Origin of the sequence: Mesorhizobium sp. B2-4-2 (assembly GCF_006442845.1) — a bacterium.
In the GTDB taxonomy this organism is placed as follows: domain Bacteria; phylum Pseudomonadota; class Alphaproteobacteria; order Rhizobiales; family Rhizobiaceae; genus Mesorhizobium.
Window position 1 is genome coordinate 257,689 of the sequence record NZ_VFVM01000002.1, and the last position, 14,472, is coordinate 272,160.

Below are 14,472 nucleotides of genomic sequence, written 5' to 3' on the forward strand. Positions count from 1 at the left end.
GTGGGCGGTCAGCTCTTGAACAGCGACAGGATCGACTGCGAGGAACTGTTGGCGATCGACAGCGACTGGATGCCGAGCTGCTGCTGCACCTGGAGCGCCTGAAGGCGGGTCGATTCCTTGTTCATGTCGGCATCGACGAGCTGGCCGACACCGCGGTCGATGGAGTCCATCAGGCTCTGCGTGAAGGTCTTCTGCAGGTCGATGCTGCTCTTGGCCGAACCGAGGATGGTGGCGGAATCGGTCAGCTGGCTCATGACGTTGTCGATCTTGGTGATCATCTGGGTGATGATGTCGTCGGTCACGCCCGCCGCCGTGATGTCGAGATTGTAGGCGGAAATATTGTCGACCTTGGCAACCGCCCCCGCCGCGGTCTGGCCGGCGGTGTTGGCTGCGATATCCGTTGATCCACCCGCGATCGATGCCGCATAGGCGGTGTCATACAGGGTCTGCGCGGCCGCGGTCGAATAGACCGATGTCTTGCGGTCGAGAATGCCCTGGTTCTTGACCTCGCCGGCGAGACCGGAATCGAAAAGCTTGGTGCTCTCGACATCGATGTCAATCGTCCCGAGTTGGACGGCGCCGGACGAGGTGCGGTTGAACGAGGACACGATCTTGGAGTCGGGCTGGACGCCGTCATTGGCGGCCGACACCTGCTTGGAGATCACCGACAGGAAATTCGAACCGGAGAAGGTGGCGGCGTCGGCAAAGGATTTCATCTGCGCCTGAAGCGCCGTGATTTCGGTCTGCGTCTTTGCCTTGGCGGCATCCGTCTGGCCGACGGTCGAAAGCAGCTTGGTTTTGATCTTGCCGATCGTGTCCAGCACATTGTTCATGCCTGTATAGGCGGTGTCGACCTTCGAGGCGCCGAGGCCGAGCGCATCCTGCACGGTCGAGAGCGCCTGGTTGTCGGAGCGCATGGTGGTGGCGATCGACCAGTAGGCGGCGTTGTCGGAGGCTTCGGAGACGCGATAGCCCGTCGAGACGCGGGCCTGTGTCTGCTCGAGCGACTTGTTGGTGGCGTTGAGGCTTTGAAGTGCAGTCAACGCCGCAGCGTTCGTCATGATGCTCGCCAAGAAACTCGCTCCTTCTCTAAGCCGGCATGCCCACAGGCCTGGTCGGCCTGCCCATCGGCTGCGATCGTGCCGGTCGGGCCGATTCGACAACCTGTCGTAAGCTATTGGTTAACCATAGCTAGCGCGATATGGTTAACGCCCTGTTAAAGTCAGCTTTCGACAGTTAAGGAACGAGGATTGCGCGGGGCTGGAGCAAACGCAATCGGGCCGCGCTTTTGGCGCGGCCCGATATCTTGGTGCTGTTCGTGGATGGTGAAGGCGATCAGCCGCGGAAGAGCGACAGGATCGACTGCGACGAACCGTTGGCGATCGACAGCGCCTGGATGCCGAGCTGCTGCTGAACCTGCAGGGCCTGGAGGCGGGTCGATTCCTTGTTCATGTCGGCATCGACGAGCTGGCCAACGCCGCGGTCGATGGAGTCCATCAGGCTCTGCGTGAACGTCTTCTGCAGGTCGATGCTGCTCTTGGCGGCGCCGAGCGTGGTGGCGGCGTTCGTCATGTCCTTGAGCGCGGCGTCGACGACGTTCATCATCCCCGAGATCTGGTCGTCGCTGAAGCCCTTGCCCGTTGCGGAGTCGAAGATCTTCAGGCTGGCGACCGAATAGGTGTCGCCGGCCGCAACGGTAGCACCAGCAGCCGGAGTAGCCGCCGTGGCGGTGACGCTGCCGTCGGTGCCCAGACGCGCGGCGTCGAGGATGCCCTTCGCGGTGCCGGCCGTGGTACCCGCCTCGTACAGCTTGGTGCTTTCCACGTTGACGTCGATCGTCGAGATCGATACCGCGCCGGAAGCGTCACGGTTGAAGGCCGAAACGATCTTGATGTCCGCCACGGACGTGCCCGTGCCGCTGTCCACGGACAGCATGTTGGTGCCGGAGAAGCTGGCGCCGTCGGCATAGGCCTTCAGCTGCTTCTGAAGGGCGGCGATTTCGGTCTGGGTCTTTTCCTTGTCGGCATCCGTCTGGCCGTAAGAGGCGGTCAGCTTGGTCTTGATCTGGTTGATGGTGTCGATCGCGCTGTTCATGCCGGTGTAAGCGGTATCGACCTTCGAGGCGCCGAGGCCGAGCGCGTCCGAAACGGTCGACATCTGCTGGTTGTCGGAACGCATCGTGGTGGCGATCGACCAGTAAGCGGCGTTGTCCGAAGCCTGGGAAACGCGATAGCCCGTCGAGATGCGGGCCTGGGTGGTTTCGAGGTTCTTGTTGGTGGCGTTCAAGCTCTGCAGCGCGGTCAGCGCCGAGGCATTGGTCATGATACTGGCCATGTCTACTCGTACCTTACTTTTTACAGGTGTTTTTTGACATACCGGATTGGCCGGTATGACGGAGCGGCATCATGCCAATGATCTGTCTGAGACCCGATCACCCGCCATCTGCGGGGAATATGGCGGCAAGTCCCTACCAAAGGACTAAACCGGACGGTTAATCGAAAAATATTGTCGAAAAAAACGGGAGGGCGCGGTTCGGCGCCGGGCGCGATCAGTTGAAGGAGCGCACCAGGCTGCCGACAAGCAGGTTCCAGCCGTCGATCAGCACGAAGAACAGGATCTTGAACGGCAGCGACACCACCGTCGGCGGCAGCATCATCATGCCCATCGCCATGGTGATGGTGGCGACGATCAGGTCGATGACCAGGAACGGCAGCACGATCAGGAAGCCGATCTCGAAGCCGCGCCTGATCTCGGAGATCATGAAGGCGGGCACCAGGATGCGCAGGTCGACGGTTTCCTTCGCAACGGTCTGGCCGCGTTCGCGCGCGAGGTCGGCGAACAGGTCGAAGTCCTTGTCGCGCACATTGTGCAGCATGAAGGTGCGGAAGGGATCGGAAATCTTCTCGAAAGCGTCGGTTTGGCTGATCTGGTTGTCCATCAGCGGCTTGACGCCGGTATTCCAGGCCTGGTCGAAGGTCGGCGCCATGACATAGAAGGTCATGAACAGCGACAGCGAAATGAGGATAAGGTTCGCCGGCGTCGACTGCAGGCCGATGCCGGCGCGCAGGATCGAGAAGGCGATGACGAAACGGGTGAAGCTTGTCACCATGATCAGCAGGCCCGGCGCCACCGAAAGCACGGTGAGCAGGCCGAACATCTGGATGATGTAGCCAACGGTGGTGCCGTCGGCCTTGCCGATGCCGCCGAGGTCCAGTTGCTGGGCCGTCGCGATCGATGTGGCGGCGCCGAGCAGCGCCGCGGCAAGAAGAAATTTCTTCATTCGAGCAGCAACGTCCTGATGAGTACCTGCTTGGCATGCCCCTGGCTGCGGATCGAGGCGCGCTCCTCGATATCGGCCTTCAGGTGCTGATAGCCGCTGGCGCCTTCTATCTGGTGCATCTTCAGGGTGCGCACGAAGGCCAGAAGATCCTGATGGATCTCATCCGACATTGCCGGCGGCTGCGGCGCGTCGTAGACCACCGACACTTCCATCCTGATCCAGGTCTCGGCGGGCGAGGCGATGTTGGTGGTGATCGGCGCCAGCGCGACGAGTGACGGTCCCGTGCCGGGCTCTTGCGCGTCGGCGGGCTTGGGTACCTTGCCCTCGTTTTCCGGCGCGACGGGTACCGATGCCGGTGCCCCCACACCCTTGAGATAGCCGCCGGACAGCCAGCCCATGCCGATGGCGGCGGCCGTCACCAGGAGCAGCATGGCGCCCTGGACGGCAAGGGAAGGACCCTTGCGAGACGGAACCTGTTCGACGCTGGCCACGGTGCTGCGGTCTCCAATGCCCTAGAACGGAAGAACCTGGTCGAGGATCTGCTGGCCGTAGGCCGGCTGCTGGACCTCGCTGACGCGGCCGCGGCCGCCATAGGAGATGCGCGCCTCGGCGATGCGTTCGTAGGAGATGGTGTTCTCCGCGCCGATATCCGACGGGCGCACCATGCCGGCGATGGTGAGCACCCTGAGCTCATAATTGACACGCACTTCCTGCGAGCCCCTGATCATCAAATTGCCATTGGGCAGGACTTCGGTGACGACGGCAGCAACGTTGAGCTCCAGGTTCTCCGAGCGCTTGATCTCGCCGTCCGCATTGGTTTCGGTGCTGGAGCTCAGGCCGGCGTCGCCCTTGCCGCTCGTGCTCTTGTCTTCCCATCCGAGCGTGACGTCGTAACCCAGCTTGCGCGAGGCGGTGCGGCTCCTGTCGTTCTGGTTCTTGAAGTTGGCCTTGTCGTTGAGCTTGATCCTGACGGTGAGAATGTCGCCTTCGCGCAACGCCCTGGGATCGGTGAACAGCCGGCTCTGGCGATCGTCCCACAGCGAGAATTTCTTGACCGGCGCCGCAGGCGGCTCGGGATAGCTGTAGGGCGAAGCTCCTTCATTGCCGATGCCGGAACCGACCGGCGACAGGGAAGGCTCCCTGCCGATCTCCTTGAGATTGGTGCCGCAGCCGGACAAAGCTGCGACCGCGCACAGGATAAGCGTTCTGCGGATCATGACGGATCTACCCTTCGGGCTGCGCTGGCCATGATGCCGGTGAGCGTCGCCGCCGCCTTCTGGTCCATTTCGTTGAGGATGACGCCGGCCTTGCGCGAATCCAGCTTCATCAGGATGGCCGCGGCTAGATCGGCATTGACAATGGCCAGGCGCTCGGCCGCCGCGTCGGGCTTCATGCCGGCATAGATCTTGACGACGCTGTCCTCGGCCCGGGCCAGGAACACCTCGCGCCGCTTCAGCCAGGTCTCGTATTCGGTCCGCTTTTCGTCCAGTGCCTTCATGCGTTGGTCGATGCCGGCCTGGAGCTGTTTCAACTCCTCCGCCTGCAACACGTAGCGGCGGTCGCGGGCGGCGTCGGCTATGTTGGAGCAGAAGCGCTCGATCTCGCTTTGGTCGGGAGCCTTCTCCCGGGCCAACAGCTGCGGCGCGGGTGCGGGCGGCGCCCCCGGCAGGACCTGGCGGACGGCTTCCTCGGCATGCACGCCGCTGGAAAAGGCCGCCAGAGCGCAGGCCGCGAACAGGATCGCGGCGGGGCGGCGTCCTTGATGGAATGAGAGGGAGGAGATCATCGGCATCGCCTATTGGAGAACCAGGTCGGCCTGCAGGGCGCCGGCCGACTTGATGCCTTGCAGGATGGCAATGATGCCGTCGGGCTTCACGCCGAGGCGGTTGAGACCGGAAACAAGGGTTTGCAGGTCGGGGCCGTCGAGCACGGCGACGCGTGCGTCGGGCCGGCTGGCGTCGATGGCGGTAAACGGCTCGACGGCGGTTTCGCCCTTGGAGAAGGGTTCGGGCTGCACGACGCGTGGTGCTTCGGTGATGCGCACCGTCAGCGTGCCGTGGCTGATGGCCACGCGCGAGATCTTGACGTCGTTGCCGATGACTATGGTGCCGGTGCGCTCATCGATGACGACGCGGGCCGGCGTATCGGATTCGACCACCAGGTTCTCGATCTCGGCGTAGAAGCGGGCCGCCGAGACGCTTTTCGGCCGTCTGATTTGCACGGTGCGGGAATCGCGCTCGGCCGCCACGCGCATGCCGAAGCGCTGGCTGGTGTAGTCATTGATCGCGTCGGCGATGCGAATGGCGGTCGAGAAATCGGGATTGCGCAACTGCAGCGTCAGTATCGGCTGGTCATCGAACTCGGCCTTCACGGCACGCTCGATGATGGCGCCGTTCGGCACGCGGCCCGCGGTCGGGACGCCTTGCGTCAACTGCTCGGCCTGACCCTGGGCGGTGAAGCCCGAAACGATGACCGCGCCCTGGCCGACGGCATAGATCTCACCGTCCGCCGCCTTCAGCGGCGTCATGATCAGCGTGCCGCCGGCGAGCGAGGTGGCGTCGCCCATCGAAGAAACGTCGATGTCGATGCGCGCGCCCGACTGCACGTAGGGCGGCATGTTGGCGGTGACGATGACGGCGGCGACGTTCTTGGCGCGCGCTCTGCCGCCTTCGGTGGCGATGCCGAGATTCTCCAGCATGGCGCGAATCGACTGTTCGGTGAACGGCGAGTTGCGCAGGCTGTCGCCCGATCCGGCGAGGCCGATGACCAGGCCGTAGCCGACGAGCTGGTTGTCGCGCGAACTTTGCAGCTGCGCGATGTCCTTGATGCGCGAGGCGACCTGGCCCGGCGGCAGCGAGCTTGGCCCGGGCGAGACGCGGAACATGCGCGTGGTGGTGGCCGGATCATATTCAGGATCGTCATAGACGCCGCCATTCCTGGCGGCGAGTTCGCGCTTGGCCTTGGGCGTGAGGCCGTCGGCCAAGGCAGGCTGCAGGCCGAGCGCGGCCGCAAGCAGAAGAGCAAGCGGACGCATCATGAAGCGCTGACCTGGATGGTTCCGTCAGCCATCACCGTGCCGGAGAGAATTTTCCCGCTGTCGCTGTTGCGAACCTTGATGAGATCGCCGGCCGAGCCTGGCTGCAAGGTCACGGCGGTGGCCGATATCGTCAATCCGCCGGCGATGAAGAAGACCTGCACGGCTGCGCCCTGCTCGACCAGCCAGGCGTCGCGAATGGCGGCGGCGGGGATGTAGCGGCCGGGCAGCAGCGTGCGCTTGGCGATCTTGCCCTGGAGTTCCTCGGCAAGGGTGGCCACCGCGTCGGGCTTGTGCTTGCCGGGGATGAGGGTCACCTGCTTGAGGGCCGCGAGCTCGATGGTCTCGCCGGGATAAATGACCCGGTTTGGGATCAGCACGACCTCGCCGGCAGGCTGGCTGCTGGCGATCTGCGTTGCCGACCGGTTGGCCGCGTCCTGCGCGAAAGCCGGCATGCCGCCGGTCACCAGCGCAAGGACGAGCGCGGTGCGGCGGAACGCGGAGCAGGAGACCGGACCGGCCATTGTCGTTACCTGATGTTCTTGGAGACGACCGAGGCCATGTCGTCGGCGGCCTGGATGACCTTGGAATTCATCTCATAAGCGCGCTGCGCCGAGATCAGTTCGGTAATTTCCTTGACCGGGTCGACGTTGGAGGCCTCGAGATAGCCTTGCTGGATGGTGGCGAAGCCGGGATCGCCGGGCACGCCGGCATTGGCCGGGCCAGAGGCGGTCGTTTCCTGGAACAGATTGTCGCCGAGCGGCGCCAGTCCCGCTTCGTTGGCGAAGTTGACGATCTGGAGCTGGCCGAGATTCTGCAGGTCGGTCTGGCCATCGATGCGGGCGAAGACCTGGCCCGTCTTGTTGACGATGACCTCGACGGCGTCGACCGGGACGTTGATCGCTGGAATGACGCTGGCGCCGTCCACCGTCACCAGCTGGCCTGTGGCGTTGGTGTTGAAGGCGCCGGCGCGGGTGTAGAGCGTGCCGCCGTCGGCGCCTTCGATCTGGAACCAGCCCCTGCCGGTGAGCGCCATGTCGAAACTGTTGCCGGTGCTGGTCAGTTCGCCCTGGGTGTGGACGTTGCGCACGGCGGTGGTCTTGACGCCGAGGCCGATCGAGACGCCTTCCGGCACCAGCGAAGCGTTGGAGCGGTTGGGCACGCCTTGCGTGCGGTCGACCTGGTAGAGCAGGTCGGAGAATTCGGCCCGCGCCCGCTTGTAGCCGGTGGTGTTGATGTTGGCGATATTGTTGGCGATGACTTCCAGATTGGTCTGCTGGGCGTTCATGCCGGTGGCGGCGATGGCGAGTGCTTTCATGGCCGAACTCCTCAGATGCCCATGCGGCTGACTTCGAGATAGGCCGAAACGACCTTGTCGCGGATGGCGACGGCGGTCTGCAGCGCCTGCTGGGCGCTCATCACGGCATCGACGACCTGGCGGGTGTCGGCGTCGCCCTTGAGCGCCTGGACCGAGACCTGCTCGGCGTTCTGCAGCGTGTTGACGGTCTTTGTGGCCGCCTGGCTCAGCGCCTCGGCGAAGGAGGTGCCGAGGTTGCCTGCGCTCGCGGGCGCAACGCCGCCCTGAAGCAGCTCAGTCGCCGTGTCGCCAAGTCCAGGCTTCAGGTTTAGCGCGCCGATGCCGTTCACGATCATTGGTTCCTCATCAGGTCGATGGTCATTGAAATGAGATCGCGCGCCTGCTTCACGACTTGCAGGTTAGCCTCGTAGGAGCGGTTGGCCTCGGTCATGTCGGCCATTTCGATCAGCACGTTGACGTTGGGCATCTTGACGTAGCCCTTGTCGTCGGCGGCCTCGTTGCCGGGCTGGAATTCCACGGGAAAATCGCTGGGATCGCGGTCGATCGAGTTCACTTCGACCGTTGAGCTGCCAGTGGTCCGGTCGAGCTCCGAGACGAAGCTGATGGTCTTGCGGCGATAGGGGTCGGAGCCGGGGGTGGTGCCGGTCGACTGGGCATTGGCGAGGTTTTCGGAAACCACGCGCAGCCGCTCCGACTGGGCGCCGAGGCCGGAGGCTGCTACTTTGAGGGCTGCTGTGAGCGCGTCCATGGTCAGCTCTTCACCGCCATCATCATCATCGAATGGAATGCCTTGACGATTGCCGTGTTGAGCTCGAAGGAGCGGCGCACCTCACCGGCCTTGAGAAGCTGGTCCTCGAGCACGACGGTGTTTTTGGACGGCATGACGACGCCGTCGTCTTCCTGTGGCTTGATCGCGAAACCGGCATTGGTCGCGGCGCTGCCGAGGTGTCCGGCCTGTGTCGTCTGCAACGACACCGCCGCGCGGTCGAGCACCTTTTCGAACGGCTCGACATCGTTTGCCGTATAGCCCGGCGTGTTGGTGTTGGCGATGTTGCCGGCGACCGCCGACTGACGCACGGCCAGCCATTGCGCCTGCTTGGCGGCGAGATCGAAAAGAGAAACGGGCTCCATGGGAATCTCCGGGCGTGTGCCCAAAGACTAGGCCGCCAGTCTTGCGCGGACCTTGCGGGCGGACGCAACCGGCAAGCGCGGCGAACTTATCTGGAAAGCTCGATCACCTGGTTGGCACTGGTGACCATCACCCATTTGCCGTTGCGTTGCTCGATCGACGACACCTTGTTGGAATCCGGCAGTATCGAGCCGCGCTGGACCATCCACAGCCCGGTGTCGTCCTCGATCATGGCGCGGCCATTGGCGACGTGGACCATGCGGAATTTGGTGACGTCGGCCGGAAAGGGCTGGTCATCTGGCGCCGGGGCGGCGCTGGGATAATCCTGCACGGTTCCGGTGGCAAGCAGGTCGATATTGGCATTCGGAACGTCCTTGGCCGTCAGCGTCGCGCTGCGCTCGGCAACCACGCCGCCGCCCTCGCGTCCAGAATTGGTGCCGGTGCCGCCGAACTTGATTGCCTGGACGCCGAACTGTTCCTGATTGAAGAAGATATACCAGGGGAACAGCGCGCAGATCAGGCCGAGCGTGATGCCGAGCGCGGCGATGACGAAATCGCTGCGCCGGCCGGCCTTCTTGCCCAGCCTGGGAAACGCGGTCTTGGGCGGCTGCGGCCATTGCGGCGCCGCGAAGAGCCCGTCGATGGCCGAGTTGCGGCTGGCTTCGATCTCTTCTTCGGCTTTCGCCTCAGCGATCATTTCGCGCAGGATACGCTCGGTATGCTGAAGCTCAGTCCCCTTGTTCGGCATTCTGCTTTCCCTTGAGATGGCGGGCGAGATCGGAGAACGGATCAGCGGACGGGCGGTCCTTCGGCGATTGCATCAGCGCCTCGTAGATCAGGGGTACCTGGCGCACCGCCATATCGAGTTCCACGTCGGCGCCGCCCTGGTAGGCGCCGAGCAGGCGGATGTCGCGCGTGTCCTCGAAGCGGGAGATCATCGACTTCAGCCGCGTCACCAGCGCGCGCTGCTCGACGCTCCAGGCCTTGCCGGCCAGGCGTGATATGGACGACAGCGGATTGACCGGCGGATAGCGGCCCTGTTCGGCAATCGCGCGGTCGAGCACGACATGGCCGTCAAGGATGCCGCGCACGGAATCGGCCACTGGATCGTTGTGGTCGTCGCCGTCGACCAGCACGGAAATGATCGCGGTGATCGATCCTTTCCCTTCCACTCCCGGCCCGGCGCGTTCGAGCAGCTTCGGCAGCTCGGTGAAAACCGAAGCGGGATAGCCGCGCGCGACCGGCGGCTCACCCGTTCCCGTCGCCACTTCGCGCAGGGCGTGGGCAAAGCGGGTGATCGAATCCAGCACCAGAAGCACGCGGTGGCCCTGGTCGCGAAAATGTTCGGCGACACGCATCGCGGTGTCCGGCGCGCGCCGGCGCATCATGGCGCTTTCGTCGCTGGTGGCGACGACGGCTACGGTCTTGGCCATGCTGTCGCCGATCGTGTCCTCGAGGAATTCGCGGACCTCGCGGCCGCGTTCGCCGATCAGCGCCACAACGACGGTGTCGAAGGCGTCTGCGCCGGCGAGCATGGCCAGCAGCGTCGACTTGCCGACACCGGAACCGGCAAAGACGCCCATGCGCTGGCCGAAACAGAGCGGCGTGAAAATGTCGATGATCTTGACCCCGGTCATGAAGGCGGTGCCGACGCGCTGGCGCGCCATGGCGCCCGGCGTTGCGGCGGCGGCCGACATGCCGTCGCCCCTGACCAATGGCGGACCGCCGTCGATCGCCCTTGTGAGCGCGTCGATCGTGCGGCCGCGCCACGAGGCATGCGGCGCCACCGCGAGCGGACCGCGACGGAAAACGGCGTCGCCTATGCCGGCATCGGCACTGCGTTCGAAGGGGGCCACGACAATCTCGTCGCGGCTGACCTTGACGATCTCGCCGCGGCGCGTGCCGGCATGGCCGCGCTGTTCGACAAGATCGCCCAGCCTGGCGAAATCCGAAAGGCCGCGCACCTTGTAATGCGTCGATGTGACTTCGGTGACGAGGCCGCCGCGTTTGAGCAGTCCCTCGGCATCGCTGAAGCGCCGCCATATCCGCTCCAGCGCGGCAAGCCGGTCTTCCGGCGTTGGCTGGGGCAGTCTTTCGGGTGCGCGCAGGGTTGGCTGGTCGAGCGACATGCTACTTCGAGCCGAGCGTCTTGATCGCCTCGTCGGTTGAGGAATCAGTCTGCCGCATCAGGGCGGCGGTGTTCTCGAAGGCGCGCTGGACCATGATCAGCCGCGTCATCTCCAGCACCGGATTGACGTTGGATTCCTCGACGAAGCCCTGGGCGACGCCGATATCGGCGCGATCGGTCACCGGCTCGGGCGTGCGCGCCGGCACGATGCCGGAATTGCCGTAGCGCACGAAATTCTCACCCGGATCGAAATTGTACAGGCCGATGGAGCCTACCAGCTGATCGTTCTGGCGCAACGATCCGTCGGCTCCGGCCTTGGGCGGGCCGTTGCGGGGGTCGAGCTGGATCGGTGCGCCGCCGGCGTCGAGCACGGGATGGCCCTCGACCGACATCAGCTCGCCATTCTCGTTCATCGAGAAGCGGCCATCGCGGGTCATGACGGTGCCGACCGGCGTCTCGATGGCGAACCAGGCGTCGCCCTGTATGGCGAAATCGAACGGATTGCCGGTCTCGGTCAGGGAGCCATGGGCGCCGGAAAGGTAGGTCTTGCCCGAGGAGGCGAAGGACACGGATTTCGGCCCGGTGCCGGACACCACGTCCTCGAACTTCACGCCGGTGGCGCGAAAGCCGACGGTCGAGGCGTTGGCGACATTGTCGGCGATCGTGTCGAGCCGACGCTCGAGCGCGATCTGCGAGGAAAGGGCGACGTAGAGACTGTCCCGCATGGTCAGAACTTCAACTTCTGCATGGCCATCATCAGGTCGGTGGAGATCCCCGCCGTGACCGGCTTGGCGAAGAGCACGCTGATCGACGACACGGCTGACGAGGTCGGGTGGTTGATCTCGTACATGGAGGTGAAGCGGGTCAGGAACTTGCCGAGCTTTTCGGGGTCGGAGAAATCGGAAATATCGAGCTTCTGCTCGAACAGCTGCGCCTGCTTGTCGACGTCGGCGGTGGCGAAGGAATCGGGCAGGCCGAGCACGGTGCGCACCACACTGGCAAGAGCGGTGTCGGCGAGCACATTATACCAGCTGGTGATATCGGGCGCCTTGCGCTGGAAATAGAGCGCCAGCCGTACGCCCTCGTTGGTTTGGCCGGCATCCTCCTCCAGCGTCTGGCGCATGTATTTGTCGACGGTCGGCTGCTGTGCCGGATTGGTCGTGGTGGCCGCTTCGCCGTATTGTTCGAAGTTGAAGGCGGAGGCGAGCCCGGCATAGGCTTTGTTGGTCATCTTGTTGGCGACGCTGTCGGGGTCGCGGACGCCACCGGCCAGGACGCTGCGGATGAGATCCTTGCTCTCTGTCGCCGGATCGAGCGCGTAGGCCGACAGGGCATAATTGTACAAGCGGCTGTTGGCCATCAGATCGTCGATGGATTTCACGTTCGTGATGTTCGCCAGGTAATATGCGGTCTCCGACTTGATGTAGTCCGCATTCGGCTTGATCAGGCCAAGCGCCGACTCTGTCGTGTAGATTTTCGGCGTATCTTTCAGCACTGCGTCGCGCGTGGTCGTCTGATCGCCATATTGGGCAAAATCGAAGGCCGTGACGAAGTTGGCGTATCGTTTATCGGTCAGCTTGTTTGCAGGGCTGTTAGGATCGCTCACGCCGCCCTCGAGCATGGCGCGGATCTGCCGCGGGGTTTCGGTTGACGCATCCAGTCCATAGGACGCCATGGCGAATGTAAGCAGGCGCTTGTCCGCCATGAGGTCGTCAATCGACTTCACCTTGGAAATGTTTGCCGCGTAGTAGTCGGCCTCGCCCTTGACGTACTGCGCGCTCGGCTTGACCAACGTCAGCCCGGCTCCGGCCATGTAGCCCTTAGGCACCGCCTGCTGGACGTTGTCGCGCGTGGTCGTCTGATCGCCATACTGGGCGAAGTCGAACGCCGAGACGAAGTTGGCGTAACTCTTGTCGGTCAGCTTGTTGGCGGGACTGTTGGGATCGCTGACGCCACCTTCGAGCATCGCCCTGACCGTTGCGGCCGGTTCGGTTTCGGCGTCGAGCCCGAATGCGGCCATCGCGTATGTCAGCAGACGGCTGTCGCCCATCAGGTCGTCGATCGACTTAACCTTGGAGATGTTGGTGACATAATAGGCGGTTTCGCTCTGATAATAAGAGAAGCCCGCCTGCGAGGCGCCGATCTGGACTTGCAGCGCATAGTTGCCGGTCACCAGCTGCTGCGACTTGTTGTAAACGGTGGTATTGGCGCCGTTGGCTGCGAAGTTGAAGGCGCTGACAAATTCGGCGTAGCGCTTGTCGGTCAGCTTGTTGGCGAAACTGTCGGGGTCGGAAACGCCTTCCTTGAGCGCCTTGACCATGAACGCCTTGGCGTAAGCCATGTCCTCCAGGCCGTAGGCCTTCATGGCATATTTGAACAAACGGTCATTGTTGACGAAATCGTCGATCGATTTCACCTTGGTGATGTTGTCCAGATAATATTTGGTGTCGCGATCGACCGCCGGCTGCTTTTCGATGCGGTCGATCGACTTGTCGATGTCCCTAGTGATCAACTGGTAGCTGGTATAGGTACTGAGCAAGGACGCGCCTCCGGCCGAAGCTATGCCAGCACAATAGACTCACTTCCTTGCGCGAAACTGAATCGCGCCGATCGGCTCGATGCCGCTCCGATTCAAGCCTCACACAAGGCACGGGGACTATCCCTTGCACCTGACTTGAAATGCGGAAGGACCTCTCGTGGGCATTCTGATTGGACTGGTGGTGACGCTCGGCTGCGTCCTTGGCGGCTTCATGGCCATGGGCGGGCATCTGCATGTGCTGATGCAGCCCTGGGAAGCGGTGGTCATCTGCGGCGCCGCACTCGGCACCTTCCTCGTCGCCAATCCGATGAAAACGGTCAAGGACACCGGCAGGGGCATCCTCGAAGCCTTCAAGCAGGCCGTGCCGAAGGAGCAGGATTATCTGGAAACGCTCGGCGTGCTGCACAGCCTGATGCGTGAACTGCGTTCGAAGTCGCGCAGCGAGGTCGAGGCGCATATCGACAATCCCGAGGAATCGGCGATCTTCCAGGCATTCCCCACCGTGCTGAAGAACCACGACCTGACGCATTTCATCTGCGACTATTGCCGGATCATCATCATCGGCAACGCCCGTTCGCACGAGATCGAGGCGCTGATGGATGAGGAAATCCAGACCATCAAGTCCGACAAGATGAAAGCCTACCACGCGCTGGTGGCGGTCGGCGACGGCCTGCCGGCGCTCGGGATCGTCGCCGCCGTGCTCGGCGTGGTCAAGGCGATGGGCGCGCTCGACCAGTCGCCGGAAATCCTTGGCGGCCTGATCGGCGCCGCCCTCGTCGGCACCTTCCTCGGCATCTTCCTGTCTTACGCGGTGGTCGGGCCCGTCGCCACCAAGATCAAGACGGTGCGCGAGAAGAAGAACCGGCTCTACATCATCGTCAAGCAGACGTTGCTCGCCTACATGAACGGCGCCCTGCCGCAGGTGGCGATCGAGTTCGGCCGCAAGACCATATCGTCCTATGAACGGCCGACCATCGACGCCGTCGAGCAGAGCACGATGAACACCGGCTCCGCCGAGAAAAGGGCCGCCTGAGCGATGCGCGA

At 63.5% G+C, this 14,472-nt stretch carries 17 protein-coding genes; 1 reads left to right on the forward strand and 16 read right to left on the reverse strand.

The genetic code is table 11. The annotated features are described in order from the left end of the window. Positions 1–8 precede the first annotated feature (8 nt). The 16 genes from FJ942_RS04915 to FJ942_RS04990 all read right to left on the reverse strand — a co-directional run bounded on the left by FJ942_RS04915 (position 9) and on the right by FJ942_RS04990 (position 13,428). Entirely contained in the window at positions 9–1,073 is a 1,065-nt protein-coding gene (locus FJ942_RS04915) for a flagellin (protein WP_140496222.1), read from the reverse strand. A gap of 262 nt (positions 1,074–1,335) precedes the next feature. Beyond that, positions 1,336–2,334, reverse strand: a complete 999-nt coding sequence (locus FJ942_RS04920; RefSeq protein ID WP_140496221.1) for a flagellin — start codon at positions 2,332–2,334, stop codon at positions 1,336–1,338. Positions 2,335–2,548: 214 nt separating this feature from the next. Next, positions 2,549–3,280: a flagellar type III secretion system pore protein FliP gene (fliP, locus tag FJ942_RS04925; RefSeq protein ID WP_140496220.1), complete on the reverse strand. Its 732-nt coding sequence runs from the start codon at positions 3,278–3,280 to the stop codon at positions 2,549–2,551. Continuing rightward, positions 3,277–3,771, reverse strand: coding sequence for a flagellar basal body-associated FliL family protein (locus FJ942_RS04930; RefSeq protein ID WP_140496219.1), 495 nt, complete (start codon positions 3,769–3,771; stop codon positions 3,277–3,279). Before FJ942_RS04930 ends, fliP begins: the two co-directional genes overlap by 4 nt. A 21-nt stretch (positions 3,772–3,792) precedes the next feature. Continuing rightward, complete coding sequence (gene flgH / locus FJ942_RS04935; protein WP_140496218.1) at positions 3,793–4,497, reverse strand: flagellar basal body L-ring protein FlgH; 705 nt, start codon at positions 4,495–4,497, stop codon at positions 3,793–3,795. Continuing rightward, the gene (locus tag FJ942_RS04940; protein ID WP_181169811.1) at positions 4,494–5,072 is read right to left on the reverse strand and encodes a MotE family protein; all 579 of its coding nucleotides are present in this window, start codon (positions 5,070–5,072) and stop codon (positions 4,494–4,496) included. The genes flgH and FJ942_RS04940 overlap by 4 nt, the downstream gene beginning before the upstream one ends. Positions 5,073–5,075: 3 nt before the next feature. Next, positions 5,076–6,317, reverse strand: a complete 1,242-nt coding sequence (locus FJ942_RS04945) for a flagellar basal body P-ring protein FlgI (RefSeq protein ID WP_140522322.1) — start codon at positions 6,315–6,317, stop codon at positions 5,076–5,078. Then, positions 6,314–6,838: a flagellar basal body P-ring formation chaperone FlgA gene (gene flgA, locus FJ942_RS04950; RefSeq protein WP_140496215.1), complete on the reverse strand. Its 525-nt coding sequence runs from the start codon at positions 6,836–6,838 to the stop codon at positions 6,314–6,316. The genes FJ942_RS04945 and flgA overlap by 4 nt, the downstream gene beginning before the upstream one ends. A 5-nt stretch (positions 6,839–6,843) precedes the next feature. Next, entirely contained in the window at positions 6,844–7,632 is a 789-nt protein-coding gene (gene flgG / locus FJ942_RS04955) for a flagellar basal-body rod protein FlgG (RefSeq protein ID WP_140513636.1), read from the reverse strand. A gap of 11 nt (positions 7,633–7,643) precedes the next feature. Then, positions 7,644–7,967 carry a flagellar hook-basal body complex protein FliE gene (locus FJ942_RS04960; RefSeq protein ID WP_181165227.1) on the reverse strand — a complete coding sequence of 108 codons (324 nt, stop codon included), beginning with the start codon at positions 7,965–7,967 and terminating at the stop codon, positions 7,644–7,646. Then, positions 7,964–8,380 carry a flagellar basal body rod protein FlgC gene (flgC, locus tag FJ942_RS04965; protein WP_140496213.1) on the reverse strand — a complete coding sequence of 139 codons (417 nt, stop codon included), beginning with the start codon at positions 8,378–8,380 and terminating at the stop codon, positions 7,964–7,966. The genes FJ942_RS04960 and flgC overlap by 4 nt, the downstream gene beginning before the upstream one ends. Positions 8,381–8,382: 2 nt before the next feature. After that, entirely contained in the window at positions 8,383–8,763 is a 381-nt protein-coding gene (flgB, locus tag FJ942_RS04970; RefSeq protein WP_140897296.1) for a flagellar basal body rod protein FlgB, read from the reverse strand. Between the two features lie 86 nt (positions 8,764–8,849). Then, positions 8,850–9,509: a hypothetical protein gene (locus FJ942_RS04975; RefSeq protein WP_140897297.1), complete on the reverse strand. Its 660-nt coding sequence runs from the start codon at positions 9,507–9,509 to the stop codon at positions 8,850–8,852. Then, positions 9,490–10,890, reverse strand: coding sequence for a flagellar protein export ATPase FliI (fliI, locus tag FJ942_RS04980; protein ID WP_140897298.1), 1,401 nt, complete (start codon positions 10,888–10,890; stop codon positions 9,490–9,492). The genes FJ942_RS04975 and fliI overlap by 20 nt, the downstream gene beginning before the upstream one ends. 1 nt (position 10,891) lies before the next feature. Then, positions 10,892–11,614, reverse strand: coding sequence for a flagellar basal-body rod protein FlgF (gene flgF, locus FJ942_RS04985; protein WP_140513633.1), 723 nt, complete (start codon positions 11,612–11,614; stop codon positions 10,892–10,894). Positions 11,615–11,616: 2 nt separating this feature from the next. Further along, the gene (locus tag FJ942_RS04990; protein WP_140657410.1) at positions 11,617–13,428 is read right to left on the reverse strand and encodes a DUF1217 domain-containing protein; all 1,812 of its coding nucleotides are present in this window, start codon (positions 13,426–13,428) and stop codon (positions 11,617–11,619) included. 157 nt (positions 13,429–13,585) lie between these two features. On the opposite strand from FJ942_RS04990, the gene motA reads away from it, so the two are divergent. Then, positions 13,586–14,461 carry a flagellar motor stator protein MotA gene (gene motA, locus FJ942_RS04995; RefSeq protein ID WP_140496207.1) on the forward strand — a complete coding sequence of 292 codons (876 nt, stop codon included), beginning with the start codon at positions 13,586–13,588 and terminating at the stop codon, positions 14,459–14,461. Positions 14,462–14,472 lie beyond the last annotated feature (11 nt).